This is a genomic window from Paenibacillus xylanexedens (genome assembly GCF_001908275.1).
Lineage (GTDB): Bacteria > Bacillota > Bacilli > Paenibacillales > Paenibacillaceae > Paenibacillus > Paenibacillus xylanexedens_A.
Map to the genome: position 1 here is coordinate 4,229,979 of NZ_CP018620.1, position 24,651 is coordinate 4,254,629.

The following is a 24,651-nucleotide window of genomic DNA, read 5'->3' on the forward strand; positions in this document are numbered from 1 at the left end:
ATGACAGATACAGTAGATTGTGATATTCGACAGTCTTTAGATCGAATTTCCTCCCAAATGCGTCGAAATTATAGTGAATCTCTTCGGGAACTTAATCTCTATGTAGGACAAGATAATCTGTTGTATCGGCTGTGGTTGGGTGATGGGGTAACACAGATGCAACTAAGTGAACATATGAAATGCGAACCACCAACGGTTACAAACATGGTCAAATCACTGGAACAGAACGGATTTATATATCGCAAACGTGATGTACAGGATGCAAGGATCATGCGTATCTTTCTAACCGATAAGGGCAAAGAATTAGAAAAACCGGTTGAGTATAAATGGAGAGAGCAGCAAGAGAAACTACTTCAATCCATTTCTTCGGAAGATCGGATGATACTGAGACAATTCATGCAACAAATGGAGCGAAATATCTTATAACTTATGCCAAGCTTCACGTAAGCTAAATGAAATGAACGAAGCAGAGCCGCTATTATAGCGGCTTTTTTTATTGCCAATAGCTAAACTTCCCTGTCCAGAACAAAGAATTTGTACTGTCAGTTTCGGAATTTACGATTATACCTCTAATGCTGGGATAAGATTATGATAATTCAAGTTAATTTTGTTCATTTAGATGCTTAAGAGATTACAGTACACTGAAAGAACATACAAATGGAACACACTAAACATGAAAAATGTGATGAATTATAATTCGTTGGAGGTTTTAACGTGAAGACCAAAAATATCTGGTTTAATCAACCTGCTGGAACATGGGAAGAGGCATTGCCTATCGGAAATGGAACTCTTGGAGGCATGATTTTTGGGAAAACACAGATCGAGAGAATTCAGCTTAATGAAGATAGTCTGTGGTATGGTGGTCCGATGCAGCGGAATAATCCTCAAGCACTTGAATCTTTATCTCAGATCAGAAGCCTGATTTTTGACGGTAAGATTAGGGAAGCAGAAGAACTCGCAGCAGATACTTTGGTAGGTGTTCCTGACGGGCAAAGACATTATGAGCCATTAGGGGACTTCTATATCGCTATGGATCACAGTGAACATGAACCAAATGGATATCAAAGACATCTCGATCTGGAACAAGGTAAGGTAAACGTGAATTATACCGCAGATCAATCCATTTACAGCCGTGATTATTTTGCTAGCTACCCGGATCAAGTGCTCGTTGTTCATCTCAAATCTAGCGTGCCTGGAAAGTTATCTTTCTCCACTGTTTTTGGCAGGGGAACCGTTCTGAAATCAACATCCTATTCAGATATTCTTAAGCATCCTGTTGGTTTCCAATCCTATCTGGACCGGATTGAGAGGCGTGGAACGAATAACTTGATCATCCGGGGAAGAAGTGGGGGAGAAGAAGGAATCCGATTTTGTTGTGCGATTCGCCTTATATCTGAAGGAGGGCAGGTTCATTATTCAAGCGGTCAGCTTTCTCTGAAGGATGGTAATTCAGCGACTATTCTAATTACGGCGTGCACGGATTTCCGAGTACCCAAGGAACAACTCGAAGTGGAGTGCCTCCGAAGAATTGAGGCCGCTTCAACAAAACCATATAGCGAACTGCTCGCCAATCATGTCTCGGACTATCAATCCTTATTCGAAAAGATGGATATACATCTCGAAGATGAAAATAAAGATGTGATATGTTCCGAACTTCCAATCGATCAGCGCCTTGAACGGCTTAGAGCTGGTAAGCATGATCCGGAACTGATGAGTCTATACTTTCAATTTGGTCGCTATCTGCTTATCTCAAGCAGCCGTCCAGGTTCTTTACCGGCAAACCTTCAAGGGATATGGAATAAAGACATGCTTCCTGTATGGGATAGCAAATATACGATTAATATTAATACACAGATGAACTACTGGCCTGCAGAAAGCTGCAATCTGTCTGAATGTCACGTTCCATTGTTTGATTTTATAGATCGACTGCAAGTCCGGGGAAAGGAAACCGCTAGAACCATGTATGGATGCAAGGGGTTCGTTGCTCATCACAATTCGGATATCTGGGCAGACGCTGCTCCGCAGGATGTATGTATGACATCGACGTTTTGGACTATGGGAGGAGCATGGCTTTCATTACATCTATGGGACCACTACGAATACAATAAGGATGTTCAGTTTCTCAAAAAAGTTTACTCCACGATGAAAGATGCGGCTATGTTTATTTTGGATTATCTAATAGAGGATCCTACCGGCAATTGGGTGATATGTCCTTCGTCCTCACCGGAAAATCGCTATATATTAGATAATGGAGAGTCGGGGGCTTTATGTTTTGGTGCTTCAATGGACAATCAGATTATTAGAGAACTCTTCACGCGTTGCATTGAAAGTACCCGGATCTTGCAAGAAGATCAGGAATTCGGAGAAGTACTCCGCAGTGCTTTAACCAAAATACCGGAGACCTCCATTGGCAAACATGGCCAGATCCAAGAGTGGAGTAACGATTATGATGAATTGGAACCGGGTCACAGACATATTTCCCATTTATTCGCTTTGCATCCTGGAACGCAAATTACGTTGCAATCAACGCCTGACCTGGCCAAGGCAGCTCGTGTAACACTCGATAGAAGACTGGAACACGGTGGTGGACACACTGGATGGAGCCGGGCGTGGATTCTCAACATGTGGGCACGATTAGAGGAGTCGGAACTTGCACACGATAACATAGTGGAACTTCTTCGTTCCTCCACGTTACCCAATCTGTTTTGTGACCATCCTCCATTTCAAATTGATGGGAACTTTGGAGGTACTGCAGGGATAGCAGAGATGCTTCTCCAGAGTCATAACGAAGTAATCAGATTGTTACCTGCTTTGCCAGCAGCTTGGCCAAAAGGATATATTCGTGGTATTCGGGCTCGTGGGGGATTTGAAATAGATCTGGAATGGGAAAATGGTCGTCTGTTGAATACCAGAATTCGTTCTATTGAAGAAACAAGAGTAACCGTGTCCTATCTGGACCAAAAAATAGAATTAACCTTTCCTGGCCCCAATTCAATAATTGAACTAAAAGGATACGACTGGAATAATCAATAAGAATTTACCGATTACCTGAGCGAATACCGGCTGACAAAATTGCCGGGCGAATTCGCTCTTTTTTTGCTGAGATAAGATTTAGGCAAGAGTTGGCGTGTTTTTGCTCAATACAATGTTTCAAAGAAGACTTCCATATTTAACGTACTTACCAGGTGAAGTGCCTACCTGCTTGGTGAAGCTGCGAATAAAATTGGCATAATCTCCAAAACCGGATTGATAACAGGCCTCTGTAATACTTAAACCTTCGATTAAATAAGATTTCGACAGCTCTATACGGCGACTAAGAATGTATTCTCGAATCGTGAGTCCGGTATGCTTTTTGAATTGTCGACTAATATAGCTGCTATTCGTGAACATAGCCTCTGACAATTGTTCGAGCGTCAGTTGCCTCGTCAGATTACATTCAATGTAATCCATCGTGTTTCGAACTAGTTTAGGCATAATATCCGTTGCAACAAAATCCGTATTTTGAAAAGTTAGATTCGTTAGAAGGAGTAGCTGTGTAATCAAAATATTCCCCAGAATATCCGCTCCATAGTCACTTGATGAGAGACACTGTTCAAGCTCGCCAGCTAATTGCAGCACTCGTTGAAGCTCTTCCTCTTCAAGATGTACGATATTACCCTTACCCTTGGGACGGTAGTCGAAACATGCGGATAAGTTGGTGCTTGAAGTAGACAAGCGGTTCAGATATGACTTTTTCAGATTTATGGTAATTCTCTCATATTCGTTTTTGTCCAAGGCAAAGGAACGGTGCATCTCCTCCGGGCTAAGAACGAGCAGATCGCCACGTTGCAAATGGTAACAACGGTTCTCAATATAGAAGTTTACATTGCCACGAAGAAATAAGTAGAGTTCATATGCATTATGTCGATGATAAAACGTTCCCATATTATACGTGGTGGTGCGATGAAGGTACAACAGCTCATTCTGGATTGGATCAAACAGGTATTCTGAAGTCTCATTCATATCAGATATATGACCTCCTTGTCGTTTCGCGCAATAAATATAGCCGTTTGTGCAATGAAATTGCAGACGTGAACCTATAAAATGTAACCATCCTAGCATGATGGATACATAATTGCAAGCGTTTCCACTCAGGTGTGTACAACGCGATTGGAGGAAAAGATGGATCTGATTTTCACGGCACGAAGTAGAGCGCAGGACACCGTAGAGTACACAGCATTGGACAAGCATGCTCTCAAGGCTGACGTAAAAGTAATAAGCGGAAACGGCAGTGCAGAAGCTCCATGGCAAGCCGACATTCAGATTTACAACGAGGGACAGAATGCCTGGACAGGAGTTATTCATGTGGAAATGCCGTTGGACAAAAAGAATCCGAGGTTTTTTTTGCCTGCATTTATGTATGGCCGCAACCGGGGCGAAGCACCCCAGAATGTCCCAAATGAGTTCCCTAGACTAAGGGAGGGCAGTCCTTCTCGCCCTTCATCACCCTGGTGGATGGTCCGAAGCGATCGTCTGTCTCATCCGGCTGCACTTATCTATGATGAAGGTCGGATTGTTGGTCTAAGCGCAAGTCCCTACTGGATCAATACGGGAAACCAGAAGCAGCAATGGTATCCAGGAATGGAAGGAACGTTCGTGCAATATGGGGGATTCACATGTTCTATTGAAAAGGGTACGGTCGGATATACGCTGGGATATGAGAATGCTCCGTTGTTATTTATCAAATCCAGACTTGTCCATGAGCGAGCTGCCCTTGGAGAAAATTGTTTTGAACTTGCGGCAGGTGAATCAGTTGGGCTCACTCTTGAACTATATAACTACGAGTCTGAATCAGAACTGGGTATCAATCCTGCACTGGAAACAATCTATAGGAGGTATCACGAAAAACCAAGAGAAGGAAGTGACATTCAGACAACGGTAACGGATTTGTCCAATGCCATCTATGAATATGCCTGGCTTCCGGAGGATCGTCATTATTCAACATTTGTATATGAAGATGCTGCTGAAACTGATGGCTACCGATACAACAAAATTATCTCAATCAGTTGGACAAATGGTATGACCATAGCTGCTCCAATGCTTATGGCCGCACTGCGCCTGAATAATGAGCCTATGCGACAGCAGGCGTTATCCTGCATTACCAATATTATCGAGAATGCCATGAATTCCGAATCCGGACTTCCATACGATGCCTATCAGGATGGGATATGGAGTGTTAAAGGCTGGTGGTTCGACGGTATGCGTACCCCAGGACATTCCTCTTACCTTGTAGCTCAAGCGATGTTCTACATTCTGAAAAGCTACGATTATGAGAAGCGCATTCGTAATGTGAGACACGATGATTGGCTTGCTTACGTCAAACAAATACTTGATCGTCTGGAGTGCACGAAGAATACGGATGGAGAATACCCCACCATTTTGTCAGAGCGGACCGGAGCAGGTCTTGAATATGATGCTTTTAGTGGAGTCTGGTGTCTTGCTTCCAAGGCATATTACAGTTGGTTAACCCATGATGAATCTTCTCTGGATGAGCTCAGACGCAGTGAAGCCCACTATTACAATACCTATGTGCAACATATGGAATGTTACGGCGCTCCGCTGGATGCGGACAAAGCTGTTGATTCGGAAGGTATTCTGGCTTACATCAAAGCTGTTCGGTTTCTGCACGCGTTGACCGGTGACGAGCTGCATCTAGATCACATGAGAGATGCGATCAGTTATGAATTCAGCTTCAAATTTTGTTACAACTCACCTATTAAGATTCCGCCACTCAGTACATTAGGCTGGTCCAGTTCCGGGGGAAGTGTTACTTCTGTAGCTAATCCGCATATTCACCCCATGTCCAGCAATCTAGTGGACGAGCTGTTGTATTATGTTGGACAGCGGGACGAGAATTATGTTCGTCAACGTATGATGGATACCATCGAGTGGGGTTGTCAGACCTATAATCGTTATGATCAAGAATTCGGCTATGGCAAAAAAGGATGGATGTCTGAACGCTTCTGTCATTCGGAAGGACTGGTCACTGAAAAATATGCGGATGGTACGCCAGCCAGCACCTGGTTTTGCCTGATGCCATGGGCCAGTGGATCGATCATTGAAGGCCTCGTTGGCGACTATTGGGATTATGCGCGACATGAATGAATGTATTATGCAATAACTACAACAGTCACCATATTAGATGCCGCCGATAGGGAGACATGCTACCGGCGGTTTATTTTCGTTGGAGGAAAGGGGACACAAGGATGTTAAAAGTATTACTGGTAGATGACGAGATGTATGTACGAAAGGGGCTGTATGAACTCATAAATTGGATGGATCTTAATATGGAGATTATCGGAGAGGCAGAGAACGGTGCAGAGGCATTAAATCTGATTGAATGCCTGCAACCAGACGTGATTATTACAGATATCCGCATGCCAATTCTGGATGGACTGGAACTGATACGTGCCGTAGAGAAAATGCCACATCTGGAACCTGTGTTCATTATCATCAGTGGTTATCATGACTTCAAATATGCACAGCAGGCAATCCGGTACGGTGTTCATGACTATATCCTGAAGCCTATTGATGATGAAGAACTGACGGCGACGTTGCAGAAGTCGGCTAATCTGATTTGCAATAAAAGAAAACATATTCTTTTGGCTGAGGGACAGGCCAGTAACATCATGCTGGAGGATGTGATCAAAGGCCATGTACAGAAGGAGGATGAACATCGATATGCCGAGATGCTTGGGATCAATCGTAACTCCAGTCTGCTCATGACTTTGATTGAACTTCAGACCGGATTAGATGCAATTAAAATTACGATTGAACAGCTACGTGAAGCAGTACATTCTCTGGAGAGTAATTTATGCAAAATATTCATCAGTGAGCAACAACGCGGAATGTTTACTTTATTACTGTTGTGGCCTGATCATCATCAAGGGGGCTCGGCGTTACAGGATAAACTGCATAATATTCATATAACACTGAGCAAAAGGTTTAACCTGGATATCGGTCTTTACGCAGGAACACTCGTCAAAGAAATTGGTGATGTCCCACAATCCCTTATGGCGGCTGAAGAAGCAGCCAAGCATAAATATGCTGAAACTGGTGGTGTCGTACGTTATACCGAGATCAAGGACAAACCGCTGTTTGTTTTTAATGTATACCAAGACGAGGTGGATCAATTAATTCTGAGCCTGGAAGAGGGGAATAGGTCAGCTTATCACAAGGTTGTAGAGGAGAAATTCAAATTGTTTCATATGAATCGATTTTCTCCTCAAGCTGTATCGGGTTCTCTTTTGCGTTATATAACGGGTATTCTCGCTGTGGTCCATGAAATGGGTGGTAATGATGAAGGTCTACAGCAGCTAAAGGAGCTGGCACAACAAAGTCATGAAGGTTGGAGTTTACGACTATTGAAAAATGCTTTTCTCATCGCGCTGGAGGAAGCCGAGGATTATGTCTCTCATCTGCGGATGGAACGATCCAAAGGGGATATCAGCAAGATCAAACGATATATTGATGCAAATTATACCGAGAACATCAATCTCAAAAGCATTGCTGCACTCTTCTATATGAATCCCGTTTATCTTGGGCGATTATTCCGCAAAAGCTACAATCAATATTTCAATGACTATCTGCTCAACCTGCGGATTCATGAAGCGAAGAAGTTATTGCGCCAGACGGATCTGAGAATGTACGAGGTTGCTGCACGTGTAGGATTTCAGAATGCGGATTATTTTGTAACCCAGTTTGAGAAACTGGTTAAGTTATCGCCCACAGAGTATCGCAATCTCCTTATGGCAAATGAGCAGCGAGGTGCACAATGCCAAGATGGAACCTGAATTACATGAAGCTTCGAGATAAGCTACTGCTCATGTATGTCTTATCTGTATTTATTCCCATCGTTGTTACCAATGTGGTGTTCTACAATGTCACATCCGCCAATATTCGTAGTCAGAAAACTCGTGATGCCGGCATGGCACTGAACAATCTGAAGAACGATCTGCGGGTAACCATTGATCAGGGCGTCGGCCTCTCTTATTCGTTATATACTGACCCTGTATTCAACGACACCATCTCCCGTTCATTTCAAAGTCATTTTGAGTATATTGACGCTTATAATTCCTATCTAAAAGGGCAATTCTCCGGTCAAATGAATCAGGGAATTCGCTGGTATCAAGTGTATACCGATAATTCTACCATTTTATCTTCCGGTTATATTGATCGTTTAACTGACGATGTCCGCAACTCGGACTGGTACGTTCAATTTCAGGCATACTCCGCCCCTTATCCGGCATTGATCTCATCGGATCAGATGTTAAGTCTGGTTCAAAGGCTCGACAATCTGGACACTGGGGGGAGAGAGCAGTTACTTAAAATTGACCTGAATATGGATATGATCAAGCAGTATTTCCACAACAGCGGATTTGATGGAAAAGTGTATCTTCTTGATCCGGGGGGACACATCCAATTTTCAAATGATCCCACAGCAAAAGAAGCTCAGATAGGGAAACGTTACAGCGAGATCCAGTTTCCGAACAAAATGATTCCCTTTGAACTTACGTATACAGGCATTAACTATCTGGAAGGGTGGTCCCTGCATGGAGTGATGGATGAAGAAATTGTGTTGAAGGAGGTGCGGAAGTCCCGTTCCTTCGTCGTATGGCTGGCTTGCATTAATTTTGTCCTGCCTTCTATTATCATCGCGGCTATGTCCAGATCCATCCATGTCAGGCTGGTGCGTATTCTAAAACATATGAAAAAAGTAAAAACACAGAATTTTCAGACGATTCCGCCTGAAGATGCAAGAGATGAAATAGGTCAACTCACGATGGAATTTAATCGAATGACCGAGACGATCCATAACCTGATTCATGAGGTATATCTCGCCGACATCCAAAAGAAAGACCTGGAGTTGAAGCAGCAGGAAGCACAACTTCATGCGCTCCATAGTCAGATCAACCCACATTTTTTGTTTAATACGCTGGAGTCGGTACGTATGCGGAGCCTCATCAAAGGTGAGAAAGAGACTGCCAAAATCGTGCATAACATGGCCAAGATGTTTCGCAAGTCGATTAGTTGGAATCAGAATGATGTGACAGTGAAGGAAGAATTGGAACTCATCGAGAGTTTTTTGCAAATTCAGAAATACCGCTTTGGAGAAAAACTCCAATATACCATTGAGGCAGATCCTGCGGTACTGATGTACCGAATCCCCAAGATGGTTATCCTTCCCTTTGTTGAGAATGCAAGTATTCATGGAATTGAGTCATCTCCGGGTGTAGGCATCATTCAACTCTTTGTTTCAATGGAAAATGAACAGCTCCATATCAGACTAACGGATAACGGTATAGGGATGTCACAAGCAAAATTAGAAGAGTTGTTAAGTTACCTGGATCAAAACACCGATATGGGAGAGCATGTTGGCATGAAAAATGCGTATAGTCGCTTAAAACTTTGTTATAAAAATCACTTTACATTCGACATCCAGACATGGGAAGGAGAAGGTACGCATATCCAAATTAAGCTTCCACTTAATCCATCAGCCATGCCAGGCGACTAAATACGAGGGATATACTTTTCAAAGTAGGAGGTACACTTTCATGGGTAACTTTGAAAGCGCTATCTTGATATATTGAGAAGGCTTAAAGACACAAACAATACTTTAAGGGGGCATTTGCTACATGTTTAGAAAAAAAAACATTATAACAGGTCTGGCCATTTTACTGGCTGTAACCCTGGCAGGTTGTAATAAAGCCAGCCCGGAAGCCTCCTATCCTGACAGTAATGACAACACCCCGGTCACCTTTAAATATTTCACGTTTGGCGGTGGCAAGAAGGACATTCTGGCAAGCAGCACGACCATTGGCAAGAAGCTACAGGAACAAACAGGCGTTGACTGGAAGATGGAATATTTGGTCGGTGACGGTGCAACTAAGGCAGGTGTGATGATTGCGAGTGGTGATTACCCCGATATCATCGACTCCAGTGGTGAAATGGCCAAATTGATGGATGCAGGATCTTTTATCCCGCTGGATGAACTGATCGATCAATATGGGCCTAACATCAAGCGGGTATACGGGTCTTATATGGACAAATTCAGACAGGAGGATGGAAAGATATACTTCTTGCCATACACTGCCAACATCGGTTATGTGTCAGAGCCTAATTTTCAGACCGGCTTTTATATTCAGCGTGCTGTGTTAAAAGAGTTTAACTATCCCAAGATCAAAACGCTGGACGAATATTTTGACTTGATTGAGCAATACAAGCAAAATCATCCGCAGATCGATGGAAAAGAAACCATCGGCTTCGCCACACTTGCTGGTGAATCGGGCAGCTTTTTCACCCTGCTAAATCCGGCTATGCATCTGGCAGGTTATCCAAACGATGGCAGTGTGATGGTGGATATGCAGAGTCATGAAGCCAAACTGGTAGCCGGATCTGATTATCAGAAACAATGGATTCAGAAGCTGAGCGAGGTTAACGCACAGGGGATGTTTGATCCAGAATCCTTCACAATGAACCAGGATCAGTATCTCGCCAAGTTGACGTCCGGTCGGGTACTGGGATATTTCAGTTACTCCTGGCAAGTTGGAGACGCAACGAACAACCTCAAGAAGGCTGGTATTGACGATAAACGATACGTATCTCTACCGATCGTATTTGATGACAGTGTCAAAGACCAGTATGTGGACCCGCCAGGTTTTGTGAATAACTACGGTGTCGGAATTACCGTAAATGCCAAAGATCCTGTGCGAATTATTAAATATTTTGATAATTTGCTTAAGGAAGAAAACCAGATTCTGGTTCAATGGGGTGTTGAGAACGAGACGTATAGTGTGAATGATGAGGGCCGCTTTTACTTTGAAAATGATGACCAACGCAAGGCACATGAAGATCCGGAATTAAGTCGTAAATTCGGCTTTGACTATTTTAATTACAGCTGGCCTCGTTACGGGAATAACTCCGTGCTGGAGGATGGCAACGCCTATGGACCGGGCAACCAACCAGAAGTGGCTACCTTTAGTTACACGGACGGTGACAAGCTGTTGTTAGAGAAATATGGTGTGGAGACATTCACAGAACTATTCAGCACACCGGATGAGCGTCCTTGGTCTCCTGCTTGGTCTATTGCACTGGAGCAGGGCTCTCCTGAACAGATTTTTATCACCAAGGCAGAAGATCTCCAGAAGAAATATTTACCCAAAATGATTATGGATTCGCCTTCCACTTTCGAGAACACATGGAATGAATATATGAGTCAATTGAATCAACTCGACAAGAAAACATACGAAGCTACGATAACACAGGCAGTTAAGGATCGTGTAGCTGGCAAATGGTGAGTGTAATCCATAAGAGAAAACACGGAACGGGGGAATATTCACATGTTAAAACCAAAATTTAGAACAGCGGGTTTAGCTGTAGTACTAACAGCTTTGCTGGCTGGGTGCAGTCAGAACAGTTCGTCATCAGCGCCTTCAGCCACAGGTGATGATGAGAACAGTCCAGTCACGTTCTCGTATTACATGTTCTCTCCAGGCAAGAAGGATGTTCTGGCAAGCGAAACTACCATCGGTAAAGCGTTGCAAGAGCAGACGGGTGTGGACTGGAAGATGGAATATCTGGTAGGTGATAGTGCTACAAAAGCCGGTGTCATGATTGCCAGTGGAGACTATCCTGATGTCATTAGCTCCAGTGGTGAGATGTCCAAGTTACTGGATGCAGGTGCCTATATTCCGCTGGATGATCTGATTGAGGAATACGGTCCTAATATCAAAAGGGTGTATGGACCATACTTCGATAAAATGAAAAATGCCGAAGACGGTAAAATCTATGCCCTGCCTTATACGGCTAATCAGGGTGAGTATTCAGGTAGTCCAAATGTGGGCGGAGGAGCTTTCTGGATTCAACGATCTGTGCTCAAAGAGTTTGATTATCCCAAGATCACTACACTGGATGAATATTTTGATCTAATTCAGGATTATAAGGAAAAACATCCAACTGTCGACGGTGCAGACACAATCGGATTTGTGTCACTTGCGGGTGTGGCTAATAACTTCTTCACACTGCAAAATCCTGCGATGCATCTTGCCGGTTATCCGAACGATGGCAGTGTCATGGTGGACATGACTACCCATGAGGCAAAAGTTGTCGCGGGTACAGATGCCCAGAAAAAATGGATTCAGAAGTTGAATGAGATCAATGCTCAAGGCATGCTTGATCCGGAATCCTTTACGATGAACAAAGACCAGTACTTGGCCAAGCTGACTTCGGGTCGTGTGTTAGGATACTTCAATTATGGCTGGCAGATTGGGGATGCATCGAAAAACCTGCTCTCGGCAGGCATTGATGAGAAGCGCTACGCTCCACTTCCGATTGTGTTTGATGAAGGAATCAAGGATCAGTATGTGGATCCTCCCGGCTTTGTCAACAACTATGCAACAGGTATCTCGGTGAATGCCAAAGACCCTGTTCGTATCATCAAATATTTTGATAATTTGCTGAAGGAAGAGAATCAGGTTCTGGTGCAATGGGGAATCAAGGATGAGACGTACAGTGTGGATGAAAAGGGCCGATTCTATTATGCAAATGAAGATCAACGCAAGGCTCATGATGATCTGGAGCTCAGCCGTAAATTCGGGTTCACCTACTTTGGGACAGACTGGCCGAAATATGGCGGTGAATCTACACTAACCGATGGTAACGCTTATAGCCCTGGCAACCAGCCGGAAGTGGCCGCTGCATCTTACACCGAGGGAGACAAGAAGTTCCTTGAAGCCTACGGTATCCAAACCTTTAGTGAATTATTTAATAAACCGGAAGAGCGGCCATGGTTCCCCGCATGGTCCATCGCCCTTGAGCAAGGATCACCTGAACAGATCTTCACCACCAAATCGGATGATCTGCAACGTAAATACTTACCGGAAATGATCTTGGGAGCACCATCGAATTTTGATAAGCTGTGGGATGCCTACATGGCTGAATTGAACAAATTGGACAAAGCTGGTTATGAAGCGACCATTACCAACGTTGTGAAGGATCGTGTTGCAGGAAAATGGTAATACGAACACTTTAAGTGCGTGTTCAAAAGCGGACTTTTGAACAAACACTTTAAAACAAACTGTTACATGCGCAGGAGAAGATGACAGAGCATAAACTCCGGCTTTCTCCTCGCATGAATAACAGCACAGGAAAGGAGCAGGTTCACCGTGGAGAAACCTAATGTATCCCTTAACTCGATGCCTCCAGCCTCGAGTCCGAAGGGAACCAGAGCACACTCGTTCTTTAAGCGACTTGTGCAGCAACGAACGCTTGCCTGGATGTGTATTCCTTTTGTCATCTGGGCTTTTATCTTCAAGTACCTGCCGTTATGGGGATGGACCATGGCTTTTCAGAATTTCAAACCGGCAAGGTCCTTCTCGGATCAGCAATGGGTAGGTTGGCAACATTATAGTACGTTATTTGAAGACAATACCTTCTACCGGGTGCTGCGAAATACACTCGTTATGAGTTCCATTAAACTGGTGTTGGGATTTGTGACAGCAATTACGCTGGCTCTCTTGTTGAATGAGCTGAAAAATGTCATATTTAAACGTTTTGTGCAAACCGTCAGTTATCTGCCTCACTTTATCTCGTGGGTTGTTGCTTCCAGCATTGTATTAACAGTCCTGTCACCAGACGGAATTATCAATCTGCTGCTGATGAAGCTTCACCTGATTGACAGTCCGGTACTATGGATGGGGAAAGGAGAATACTTCTGGGGTATTCTGGGGGCAACTGAGGTCTGGAAAGATGTCGGTTGGAACACCATTATCTATCTGGCAGCAATTACGGCAATTGATCCGGCGCAATATGAGGCTGCCGAGATTGATGGAGCCAGTCGCTTCAAACGGATGTTATATATCACCCTGCCTGGCTTGAAACCGGTTATTGTGATCTTGTTGATCATGAACATGGGAAGTATTCTTGAATCCGGATTCGAACCGCAATATCTGCTGGGTAACGGGATGAATATGGACTATTCGGAGAATCTGGACATCTTTGTACTGAAATATGGATTAGGGATGGGGAACTTTTCCTTAGGTACAGCAGCTGGCATATTCAAAACGGTGGTCAGCTTCATCTTCCTTTTCTCAGCGAACTATATAGCGAAAAAAATGGGAGAGAGCAGACTATTCTAAAAGGAGGCCTATGCCATGCGTAAAGGAAACACATCCCGCTTGCGGAATAGCAGCACCGGGGATCGAGCGTTTGACACTTTTAACATCATCTTCATGGTATGTCTGATGATTGTGACGATCTATCCCTTTGTTAATATGATTGCCGTATCTTTCAATAATGCAAACGATGCCATTCGGGGTGGAATATATCTATGGCCTCGTGTATGGACACTGGACAACTACAAATACATTTTTGGCGAATCCGATATTTATCACGCAACTCTGATCTCGGCGCTGCGTACGATCATTGGAACCGTGGTGTCCGTCTTCTGTACAGCCATGCTCGCGTATACGGTTAGTCGTCAGGAGTTTGTGCTACGCAAGTTTGTTACGATGTTTTTTGTATTCACCATGTATTTCAGCGGGGGGTTGATCCCCGGTTATCTGCTGATTCGAGACCTTGGATTGATTGGTTCCTTCTGGGTATATATCATTCCGGGTGTAATCGGTGTCTTCAATATGATTGTCATCCGTTCATTTATTGAAGGTCTTCCTGAAGGCATTCTGGAGTCAGCACGTATTGACGGGGCAGGGGAGTTCACGACATTTATCCGCGTTGTCCTGCCGCTAACGATTCCCGCAATGGCAACCGTATCACTCTTTGTAGCTGTGGGACAATGGAATTCCTGGTTCGATGTATTCCTGTACAACTCTTCCAATAAAGAATTAAGCACATTGCAATACGAATTGATGAAGATTCTGCAAACTTCGACGACCTCAGCGACTTCATCAGCAAGTGATGCTTATCAGTCTGCTGAGAGCAATGCAACGGCGGTCACACCAACCTCGATTCGAGCGACCATGACCATTATTGCAAGTGTTCCTATTCTGATGGTGTATCCGTTCTTACAGAAATACTTTGTACAGGGCATGACGATTGGCGGCGTGAAGGGGTAGTGATGAACTGTATAACTTCATTGAATCTGTGAAAACGCAACAAACTATACCGCATTAGCGTCTATTCATCCATAGAATAACAACAGGAGTGAAACAAATGCATGTAAAATGGATGACGATTATTGGTGCCGTTGTTGGCTCTATGCTTATAGGGGTGGGAACGGCAGCTGCGGAAGAAACGTTTGTTGATCTAAAGTATTCCAAGTGGGCAGAGGATGGCATCACGTATATGGCGAAACGGGGAACAGTAGCCGGATACGGCAATGGGATCTTCAAGCCAGAGGCACTTGTGACAAGGGCACAAGCCGTCACTTTTATGGTGCGCGAGCTTTATCCAGATCAGCTTCAAAGAGCAGTGGAAGGTACAACCTATTCGGATGTTCCAACTACACACCCCTTCCATCGAGAAATCATGATAGCTGCTAAAAATGGTCTTGCAAGTGGTTTTCCTAACGGAACTTTCCGTCCGGACGCACCACTTAGCCGCGCAGAGACTGCGGCCTTCCTTACACGGGCATATTCACTCGCGGAAGGTAAGAAGCCCGCAGCATGGACAGATACGGACAGGCATTGGGCAGCAGCACCCATTCTTATTATGAGTTCAAACGGCTTGGTCGGCGGTTATTCAGATGCCACCTTCCGTCCGAATCAAGCTGTCACGCGTGCTGAATATGCCGTATTTATGGCGAGAGTAATTCGCTTCGAACGTGAAGCGGCCATTCGGACACAAGATTGGGACAAACTGATATCCTATATGACGGTAAGCGAGCAAGTTGGTCAGATGCTTATGCCCGACATTAGGGAATGGAATGGTAAAGCGACAACGACCGTTAATGAGGGGCTGAAACGCACGATCCATGATCAGGACTTGGGCGGACTTATTCTTTTTGACAAAAATATTGTAGACGTGACGCAGCTTACAACGTTCACACATGATATACAAAGAGAAGCAGGTGACATTCCTCTATTTCTTAGCATCGACCAAGAAGGAGGCGTTATTAAGCGAATACCAGGCGGTACGAACCTGCCAGGTCAAATGGCGCTTGGCGCAACTGGAGATGCAACACTAGCCGAAGCAGCTGGTCAGCTGACAGGGGAGGAGCTGAAGGCACTGGGACTGCAGATTAATTTTGGGCCAGTGCTGGACATCAACAGCAATCCAGATAACCCCATCATCGGTATACGGTCGTTTGGCTCGAAGGCGGACTTGGTAACACGGCTTGGTCTGGCAACAATAAAAGGGCTACAGCAATCAGGGGTGATGGCGGCAGTTAAGCATTTTCCGGGACATGGAGATACAACGGTAGATTCCCATCTTGGTATGCCTGTGCTTGCCCATAACCGAGAACGGCTTGATGCGGTAGAATTAAAACCGTTTCGGGCTGCGATTGAAAATGGGGCAGAGATGATTATGACCGCGCATATTGCTTTCCCTTCCATAGACAACGAACATGTTACTTCCCTCAAGGACGGTGAACGTGTGCCGATTCCTGCCACCTTATCGAAAAAGGTACTGACAGGACTGCTTCGCGGAGAGTTGGGATACGAAGGTCTCATTGTGTCGGATGCCTTTACCATGAATGCAATTGCAGAGCATTTTGGGGAGAATCAATCGGTAGAACGCGCCGTTTCTGCAGGTGTTGATATCATCCTTATGCCAAAAAAATCAGTAGCGGCCCATCAAACGCTGGTAAACGCGGTGAACAATGGAACGATCAAGGATGAAACCATACATGCATCTGTGAAACGAATCTTGGAGATGAAAGCGAAATATGGTTTGTTTGAACGCAGTCAAACTCTTGCGCAAAAGCTAACTCAGCTTAACGGTATCATCGGATCGAAGGCGCACCGAGCAGTGGAGCAGACAATCGCAGAGCGAGCGGTCACTGTACTCAGCAGTCGCGAAGGTGTGCTTCCTGATCCAATTCAGCAAGGCGACCGGGTTGTTATTGTCGCAGCCGAGCAGGAACAGGCGAAACAGCTTGAGAAACAACTGTTGCAAGCCGCTAATAACCTGTCGTTAAAGACTGAAATATCACTTGTTGGACAAGGCAACATGAATGAAACACTTCAGGCGATTGGCAAAGCCAATTATGTCATTCTTGCTTCTTACCAATTCCGCAATGTGGCCAGCCAGTTCGGTTGGAGTGAGTATCAAACCTTGATTAATGCGATGAACAAGAGTAATCAGCGATACACGCTGTTGTCTCTCGGTAACCCTTACGAAACGATCTATTTGCAGAACGTGCGCTCAGGAATTGCTGTGTATGGAAAGCAGGAGCCAAATACGTCTGCCGGGATCAAAGTATTGCTTGGTCAACTGAAAGCTGGAGGACAATTACCCGTACTAACGGATTAACGCTTAATTAATGAAGAAAAAAACGGATTCCAGCATACGGAATCCGTTTTTTATTTCAAACTTTTGTTTTATCGATCCATGTACCATGCCATCACTCGGGTATTTCTTCGCTACAAACAAAATGAAGCAGCATCTTCACAAATTGCTCCGTCATCCGCATATCCAATGAATTATCATGAGCACCACGAATAGTTACCATGCGCTGGAGCATGCCCATCATCGTTGTGAAGATAAACTGAGCCAGATCCAGCGGAGGAGATGGATTCTTAATACTGCCGTCAACAACGCCTTGGGATAAAGCGTCCATCAGGAAATGATTTTCTTTCCCGTTCTGGTTGAACTTATCATACTCTTCTCTTAATTCAGGGCTAAAATCATACATCTCATAGTTGATATCAAACAATTGAATAAACCGGATGTAGTCTGGATGATTCTCGGCATAAACAACCCATGCATTCAACATAACCGTGAGTTGTTCCCGGCCGTTCAAGTCCTTCGTTGAAGCACGGCTAACTTCATCCGTTAAATGTTCGATCAGTTGCATCTGAATGGCTAGAAGAAGTTCATCCATTGACTGGAAATGTTTATAAAAGGTCACTCTACTAAGTTCAGCTTTTGTACATACATCCTTAATCTTCACCTGGAGCAATCCATATTTCAAAAAAAGCTCCTTACCTGCTGCAATCAAATCATCACGATGTTTATTTCCCAATTGTTGATGCCAGTTTTCATTCACTTGTATACAATTGTCCTTTCTTCGAACGAAATGCGTTCAAGGTCAGTCCGAGAGAAGCGAGCAGCATAATTGCACCAAAAATATACGGGAAGTTTATGTTTTTGTCAAACAATAGTCCTGCGATCAGCGGCCCAATCACCGTGCCGAGACTGGAAAATGTAGTATTCAGACCCGATGCATAACCTTGCCGATCTCCTGCATTTTTGGATATTAACGTGCTGACCGAAGGTCGTAAAAACGAATTAAAGGCAAAGAATAACGCAGAAGCGAACAACAGAAACACAAGGTTGACCTTAATTAACATTAACAATAAAGCTATGGGTGTGATTATTAAGGAGAGACGGATCAACTTAACTTCACCTATTCTCTGTACGAACCAATCCAAAAGCCAGATCTGCACAACGATACCGATAATTGCGCCCAAAGTAATAATGATGGAGATTGTTGCAGCGTCGAATCCGTATTTTTGCTCTGCGAAAAGCGCGAATACTGTCTCATAACTCATGAGACCAAAGGTCATGACAAGCAACACAATCAAGTATTTGAAATAGGGGACTTTAAAAGAACTCCAGATTTTCTTGCCCAAGTGATCTCCTTTTTGAAGACGGATGGAGACCGTTCTTTTCTCGGGGGGAAGTGTCTCAGGCAATAGCAGCGTCATCAGGGCCGCAATCAGTCCCAGACCCGCTGCGAAGAAATAGGGCATGCGAATGCCCATCTCGGCGATGAGACCGCCCAGACCAGGTCCGAGAACCATCCCCAAATTCATAGCTGCGCCGAAATAGCCCATACCTTTTGCACGTGTCTCTGGCGTTGTAATATCGGCGACGTATGCGAGGTTGGCAGGAACCATTAAACCAAGACTGATTCCACCGATAAACCGTGCGACATAGAGGAACGGTAATGACGTCGACAGCGCAAATATGATATCTGAAATGACAGACAGAAACATACCTGCGATGATCAACTTTTTGCGTCCAAATCGATCAGACAGTTGTCCCCCGAGAGGTGAAAAGAAGAATTGAGCAGCACCAAAGGCGGCAACTAAAAATCCTGCTACTGTGCCTCCCGCATGAAAAAGCTTCAAATACTCCGGCAATATGGGGATGATCATCCCTTGCCCCAATAAAGCAATAAACAGATTTAACATCAGAATGAACAGTGGAAAGCGAACTGATTTTGGTAATGTACTCATGTACGTCATTAACCCCTTCATTTACAACTTGTTAACCTTTACATTGTGTAAACCATTTTAAATGATTTGAAGGAAATATGTAAATCTTTTTTTTTAGTGAAGCAGTCTAATGAGTAGAGTTATAATTGAATTCATACGGAGGTGGGAACACGTGAAATTAGAGGAATTGTTTACGGTACATGTGAACATCGAAGAATCATTTGATTTACAGAATAGCGAAGATGATTCGGTTGTCATGATTACTTTTACAGGCAGCGTAACCGGAAAGTACTTTGAGGGAATTGTGCTGGGTGGAGGAGTGGATACGCAGATCATCGGGAAGAATGGTGGTCCGCATACGCTATCGGCCAGATACATGCTCCAAGGAACCGACAACGCAGGCCATTCCTGCAAAATTTATATCGAAAATAACGGAAATATTGATAAAACGCTGAAAACTGCTTTATTTCGTACTTCCCCCAAAATGATTACAGACAGCAAAGCCTTATCCTTCTTGAACCGTGAGGCACTTATTGGAGAAGGTCATCCGACGGAGTCAGGGATAGATATAAAAATATATAGGGCGCTATGATAATGCGAGACATGTGATAACTATTTTGTTCATGTGTCTCGGAGCAAGGTAGCCTATTATGCTGATTCAGAGTCGCTAAGGAGCGGTTCTTTTTGTCGTATGAGACTTTACGTCAATATTTATATGTATTCTTTTACAATTAATTAACATAGGATGGATACGGCGCACACACTTCTCACCTATAGTATGATGAGGGAAAATAAACCAAAATCAGGCGGAATAAGGAGAAAACTAATCAATATGATGATCAAAAAAATCGGGATTTCAGTAGCATCACTCGCCATCTTAACGTCTGTAAGTGTGTTTGACGTATATGGCGCAGGCTCCAAACGCATGATCGAAGTTTCTGAACAATCGGCTAATGTGGTTGTGAACGGACAAAGGGTGGAAGGCGAATCATTTCTCTACAATGGGGTTACTTATGTACCTGCAAGAGCAATTGGTGAAGCCTTGGGGCAAGAGGTAGACTGGGATAACAACACCCAATCGGTGTTTGTTGGACAAAAAATGGATGATCAGCAGCAGGGATACCGCGGTACCAAAACACCATATCCTTTTAAGGAAACAAGTTATACAAAAGCTCCTAGTGGATATGAACCCATATTTATTAACTACATAGGGAGACATGGTTCCAGACATCTATCCAGTTCCAAGTACGACAAGACGTTATTTGAACTGCTCGACATCGCTGAAAAGGACGGGCAGATCACTAATCTGGGCAAAGAGCTGAAGAAGGAAATTGGCAATCTGATGAAGGTTGAAAAAGATCATTATGGATTGTTATCCACTACGGGTGGAGAAGAATTGAAAGGAATAGGGGCCAGGGTTGGGCAGAATTTCAAAGAACTATTTACATCGGATAAAAAAGTGATTGCACAAGCAACCTTCAAAGATCGAACGCCGCAGAGCAGAGATCAGTTTATTGACGGGTTAAAGGAAAGCTTGGGAGATAACAAGGTAGACATTCTGGCTTCAGCTTTTGAAGAAGGGAAAGACCCCTATCTACGGCCCTACGACCTAGCGACAAAGTATAATGAGTACGTAGAAGATGGAGACTGGGTTAAGTTATACGAGGATTATGTCACACAGAGCACTGGAACGCGTTATGCAAAAGAGGTCCTTCTTCAATTTTTCTCTGATGACTTCTATCAACGGCTGAACGCTGGAGAGTTTGAACTGAAAGATGAGAAGGGAAAAGTGAAGCTCAGCAACCCAACCGAGGCTGCTTCTAATCTATATGAACTCTACATCATTTCTTCGAATATAAAAGGAGAAGGTGATTTCGAATTCGGGCGGTATTTCACGGCTAATCAGTTAAAGTGGTACGAGAGCATTGACAATATCAATGATTTCTATGAAAAAGGTCCATCTTTAACGTCAACGGATCTGCCGCAAAATATCATTGCACCTCTGGTCAAAGAGTTGATCGTGTCTACCGACCAGTCCATTCAGCAGAAAGACACGGCTGGTATATTTCGTTTTGCTCACGCAGAAACCATCATTCCACTATCTTCATTCCTGGATATCGCCGGAGCTAATGTGAGTATCGACAAACCGCAGGACGTGACCCAAAACTGGAATGGCTCGGTTATCTCACCAATGGGAGCAAATATTCAATGGATTCTGTATTCCAATGGTAAGGATGTTCTCGTGAAAATGCTTAGAAATGAAGAAGAGATCGCCTTCCCGATCGAAACAAAGACCTATCCATACTATAAGTGGGAAGATGTAAAAGCATATTACCAAAACAAACTACAGAAGGTAGGCGTAAGCTTGGACAGCAGTTTGGAAGACAATATCGAGCTTTTACAGAAGAAATTCTAATCGGTGAAACGATATGCATTTTATATGAAAATAAAGACGAAGATGAAGAAAGCAACTCCTTTTCATGGAGCTGCTTTCTTTTTTTGCATTTTGAATGAAATGGACCAGTAAAAAAATCCTAAAACAAAATGTGACCAAATGCCGTCCGTAAGAGTGTTAGAGGTATAAAGGAGGGCATACCAACCATGCAGCGATCAGTGCCCCAGCTGGGCGATCATGTGATGAAAGTCTATGAGACATACGCGGATACTCTGTTCCGGATTGCCATGGTGCACCTCGGCAGACGAGAAGACGCGGAGGAAGCCACTCAGGATACCTTCATCAAACTAATAGAAAAAGCCCCTACGTTCAACGATGCGGAGCATCAAAAAGCATGGTTGATTCGGGTCATCACCAATCATTGCAAATCCTTATTAGGCAGAGGCTGGCGCAAACGGGAGGTCAAGTTGGAGGGAGTCGATCCTCTTACAACAGACAACCCTGAAGATCACGCGCTGATCGAACTTGTACTGTCACTGCCCGTCAAGTATAGATCGGTGGTTCATCTGTATTATTACGAAGATTATCCGATCCGAGAAATCAGCGAGATCCTAGAGATTAGCGAATCAGCAGTGAAAATGAGATTGAAACGAGGAAGACAGCTGTTAAAACTGGAGCTGGAAGGAGAGGAACTGTAATGAACGAAGAACAATTCAAACAAAACTACAAGAAAGCGGTGGATCATATGAAAACAAACGAGCAAATGAAAAAACGGGTAGAGCAATCCTTAAACACGCAACATCAGGGACCAAAACGTCAACGTAAACCACTATACATTGCAGCAAGTGTTGTTATCGCTGCCAGCATTGGATTGGCTGCGCCAAGTGTATGGCAACAATTCAATGGACCAGCCGCACCAACACCACAGGTGGCAGCGGTGACTCCAGGCGCATCGTTTGATCCGATCGTGATTCCGAAGATGGAGTTGCCGAGTTCACAGGGCAAAGGCGCGATGGCTGATATGATGCAACTGGTTGTATATGGAGGAGGCGTATATACACAGTCCCCAACATTGCTTGAAGGCGCAAATGCACTCAACCTGCGGGGGGATAAACTGGGTACCACCACTGGCGGCATTGATGAGCTGAGCGGCCAAGATAAATATACGGAGCTTGCTTCCAACATTGGCGAAGCTGACATCTATGCTGTTAATGGCTACGACAAGGATTTCCGCATCATGTCTTACACCGAGATCGATGGTCAGGTGTATGCTCAGTTATTCGACAAGAACAACGGGATCACTATTGGTACTGGTGCCGACCTGATCGGCAAGCTTCATCTCGAAGGCAACATCGCCTCGGCGCAATGGGAGACGTTTAATAGCTGGAACAATGGATTGCAGCAGCTTCAACCGTTAGCAGCGGATGAAGCACTGGACAGCTTTATCTCATCGCTAAATGCTGCCAAACCGATCGCAACGAGCCCGGAGCTGGAAGAGAACCTCTACGGCAAGGAAGATCGCAAGATCATCTATCTCACGCTGGAAGACAAAACGCAGGTCCCACTGGTTCTGTTTGGTGAAGAAGCTCTGGTTCGTTATGGTAATGTTCCGGCATTCCTGGAAGTGGAGAAAGGTGCGTTCCAATCATTCTGGAACAGCTTGGGCGAGTAAGGCGAAGACAGCAATCTGGATGCATGAAGAAGAGCGAACAGGGCACGCAAGTGCTTTGTTCGCTTTTTTGATTATCGGTCGGATTAGATTTAATTAGAATTCTTGTAATAAACCAAATGATCGGTCCACTCATCATTTTCATGTATGAAACCTTTACGTACACATTCAAATTCCATACCCACGCTTTCAGCTAACTTTACTGAAGGGGTATTATCCACATTAATATGAGCTTCTATACGGTGGAACTTCAGATGTTCGAATGGACTCCTTTGGATTGAATTTATGCTCATGGCATAGCACTGAAATAGTCCATAACCACACTGCGAAACTCTAAAGCGGCTTTGGAAATATACCTGTTTTTATGCGAAAGTAGAGCGATTTCCCGAACGAGCTGGTGTTCCTCTACCTGAAGATATCTAATGCGCTCATGCGGGTTTCTGGCTGTGCTAGGTATAAACGCGAGACCGATCTCCGCCTCCACAAGGGCTGTTAATCTTGCAGGCTCATCACCTTCATACACATACTTTGGTAGGAAACCAGCGGATTGACATACGGAATCCACCATATCCCGAACCCCATACCCTTGCTTCACCCCAACAAACCACTCGTCCTTAAGCTCGGTTAATTGAATGCTGCTTCGGTCTGCATATCGATGAGCCATAGGAACAGCGACTACAATCGGGTCGTCATATAGTATCTGACATTCGATATCGTCACCTTGAATCGGAGGGGAGGAGAGACAAAAGTCCACCTCGCCCCGATGTAGGAGTCTGGACATGTTTTCTAACGAAACCATTTGCACATGGAACTGAATATTCGGCTTGTTTTTCCGGAATTCCCGCAGTATGCCGGGCAATGTGCTTGCCGTAGTCACCGCCAATTGCAGTGTACCCTGATCCGGGTTGGAGAGGTCAGCGATTTCCCGTTTTCCTTGTTCCAATTCAAATAAGGCTTTTTCAGTTCGCTGAAGAAATGTTCTTCCAAAGTCGTTTAGTCGCAGCTTTCTCCCGATTCGATCAAATAAAGGGACTCCAAGGTCGTCCTCTAATCGTTGTATCGTTTTGCTCAGGGAGGATTGCGTGACATGCAGCTTTCCCGCAGCTTCCGTAACATGTTCGCATCGGGCCACCGTCAGGAAATATTTTAGTTGAAGAAGCTCCATTTGCACCATTCCTTCATTCCTTCTAGTTCATCAAATCATAACA

18 protein-coding genes and 1 pseudogene are annotated in these 24,651 nt (G+C 44.3%); 14 read left to right on the top strand and 5 right to left on the bottom strand.

The annotated features are described in order from the left end of the window. Positions 1-426, top strand: a complete 426-nt coding sequence (locus tag BS614_RS18775) for a MarR family winged helix-turn-helix transcriptional regulator (protein ID WP_074095090.1) — start codon at positions 1-3, stop codon at positions 424-426. A gap of 288 nt (positions 427-714) precedes the next feature. Further along, on the top strand, positions 715-3,033 hold the full coding sequence (locus BS614_RS18780) for a glycoside hydrolase family 95 protein (RefSeq protein WP_074095091.1): 2,319 nt from the start codon (positions 715-717) through the stop codon (positions 3,031-3,033). A 117-nt stretch (positions 3,034-3,150) separates the two neighbouring features. On the opposite strand, the gene BS614_RS18785 is transcribed toward BS614_RS18780, so the two are convergent. Then, entirely contained in the window at positions 3,151-4,002 is an 852-nt protein-coding gene (locus BS614_RS18785) for an AraC family transcriptional regulator (protein WP_074095092.1), read from the bottom strand. A 159-nt stretch (positions 4,003-4,161) separates the two neighbouring features. Between BS614_RS18785 and BS614_RS18790 the strand changes: the two genes are divergently transcribed. The 8 genes from BS614_RS18790 (at position 4,162) to BS614_RS18825 (ending at position 17,469) form a co-directional block, all read left to right on the top strand. After that, entirely contained in the window at positions 4,162-6,144 is a 1,983-nt protein-coding gene (locus tag BS614_RS18790) for a hypothetical protein (RefSeq protein WP_074095093.1), read from the top strand. Positions 6,145-6,245: 101 nt separating this feature from the next. Next, positions 6,246-7,832: a response regulator gene (locus BS614_RS18795; RefSeq protein WP_074095094.1), complete on the top strand. Its 1,587-nt coding sequence runs from the start codon at positions 6,246-6,248 to the stop codon at positions 7,830-7,832. Next, on the top strand, positions 7,814-9,553 hold the full coding sequence (locus tag BS614_RS18800) for a sensor histidine kinase (RefSeq protein WP_074095095.1): 1,740 nt from the start codon (positions 7,814-7,816) through the stop codon (positions 9,551-9,553). Before BS614_RS18795 ends, BS614_RS18800 begins: the two co-directional genes overlap by 19 nt. A gap of 121 nt (positions 9,554-9,674) precedes the next feature. Then, positions 9,675-11,336 carry an ABC transporter substrate-binding protein gene (locus tag BS614_RS18805; RefSeq protein ID WP_074095096.1) on the top strand — a complete coding sequence of 554 codons (1,662 nt, stop codon included), beginning with the start codon at positions 9,675-9,677 and terminating at the stop codon, positions 11,334-11,336. Positions 11,337-11,378: 42 nt separating this feature from the next. Further along, on the top strand, positions 11,379-13,055 hold the full coding sequence (locus BS614_RS18810) for an ABC transporter substrate-binding protein (RefSeq protein ID WP_074095097.1): 1,677 nt from the start codon (positions 11,379-11,381) through the stop codon (positions 13,053-13,055). A gap of 177 nt (positions 13,056-13,232) precedes the next feature. Beyond that, complete coding sequence (locus BS614_RS18815; RefSeq protein ID WP_074096901.1) at positions 13,233-14,174, top strand: ABC transporter permease; 942 nt, start codon at positions 13,233-13,235, stop codon at positions 14,172-14,174. Between the two features lie 15 nt (positions 14,175-14,189). Continuing rightward, positions 14,190-15,110 (top strand): carbohydrate ABC transporter permease, encoded by a 921-nt coding sequence (locus BS614_RS18820; RefSeq protein ID WP_036615816.1) that lies wholly within the window; start codon positions 14,190-14,192, stop codon positions 15,108-15,110. A gap of 97 nt (positions 15,111-15,207) precedes the next feature. Further along, positions 15,208-17,469, top strand: a complete 2,262-nt coding sequence (locus BS614_RS18825) for a glycoside hydrolase family 3 N-terminal domain-containing protein (RefSeq protein WP_074095098.1) — start codon at positions 15,208-15,210, stop codon at positions 17,467-17,469. Positions 17,470-17,560: 91 nt separating this feature from the next. Here the strand turns inward: BS614_RS18825 and BS614_RS18830 are convergent, their stop codons facing one another. Both BS614_RS18830 and BS614_RS18835 read right to left on the bottom strand, forming a co-directional pair. Beyond that, positions 17,561-18,205: a TetR/AcrR family transcriptional regulator gene (locus BS614_RS18830; protein ID WP_036615814.1), complete on the bottom strand. Its 645-nt coding sequence runs from the start codon at positions 18,203-18,205 to the stop codon at positions 17,561-17,563. Then, positions 18,198-19,400 (bottom strand): MFS transporter, encoded by a 1,203-nt coding sequence (locus tag BS614_RS18835; protein WP_074095099.1) that lies wholly within the window; start codon positions 19,398-19,400, stop codon positions 18,198-18,200. Before BS614_RS18835 ends, BS614_RS18830 begins: the two co-directional genes overlap by 8 nt. Before the next feature lie 151 nt (positions 19,401-19,551). Here BS614_RS18835 and BS614_RS18840 point away from each other — a divergent pair, with 151 nt between their 5' ends. The 4 genes from BS614_RS18840 (at position 19,552) to BS614_RS18855 (ending at position 23,446) form a co-directional block, all read left to right on the top strand. Beyond that, complete coding sequence (locus tag BS614_RS18840; RefSeq protein WP_127548556.1) at positions 19,552-19,971, top strand: DUF3237 domain-containing protein; 420 nt, start codon at positions 19,552-19,554, stop codon at positions 19,969-19,971. Positions 19,972-20,211: 240 nt separating this feature from the next. Further along, positions 20,212-21,795: a histidine-type phosphatase gene (locus tag BS614_RS18845; RefSeq protein ID WP_074095101.1), complete on the top strand. Its 1,584-nt coding sequence runs from the start codon at positions 20,212-20,214 to the stop codon at positions 21,793-21,795. Positions 21,796-21,980: 185 nt separating this feature from the next. Then, positions 21,981-22,472 (top strand): RNA polymerase sigma factor, encoded by a 492-nt coding sequence (locus tag BS614_RS18850; protein WP_036615805.1) that lies wholly within the window; start codon positions 21,981-21,983, stop codon positions 22,470-22,472. Next, positions 22,472-23,446: a hypothetical protein gene (locus BS614_RS18855; RefSeq protein WP_074095102.1), complete on the top strand. Its 975-nt coding sequence runs from the start codon at positions 22,472-22,474 to the stop codon at positions 23,444-23,446. The genes BS614_RS18850 and BS614_RS18855 overlap by 1 nt, the downstream gene beginning before the upstream one ends. Before the next feature lie 89 nt (positions 23,447-23,535). Here the strand turns inward: BS614_RS18855 and BS614_RS32170 are convergent. Next, positions 23,536-23,706, bottom strand: a pseudogene (locus BS614_RS32170) (GNAT family N-acetyltransferase); the annotation flags it as partial. 26 nt (positions 23,707-23,732) lie between these two features. After that, positions 23,733-24,608, bottom strand: coding sequence for a LysR family transcriptional regulator (locus tag BS614_RS18865; protein ID WP_074096902.1), 876 nt, complete (start codon positions 24,606-24,608; stop codon positions 23,733-23,735). Between the last annotated feature and the right edge of the window lie 43 nt (positions 24,609-24,651).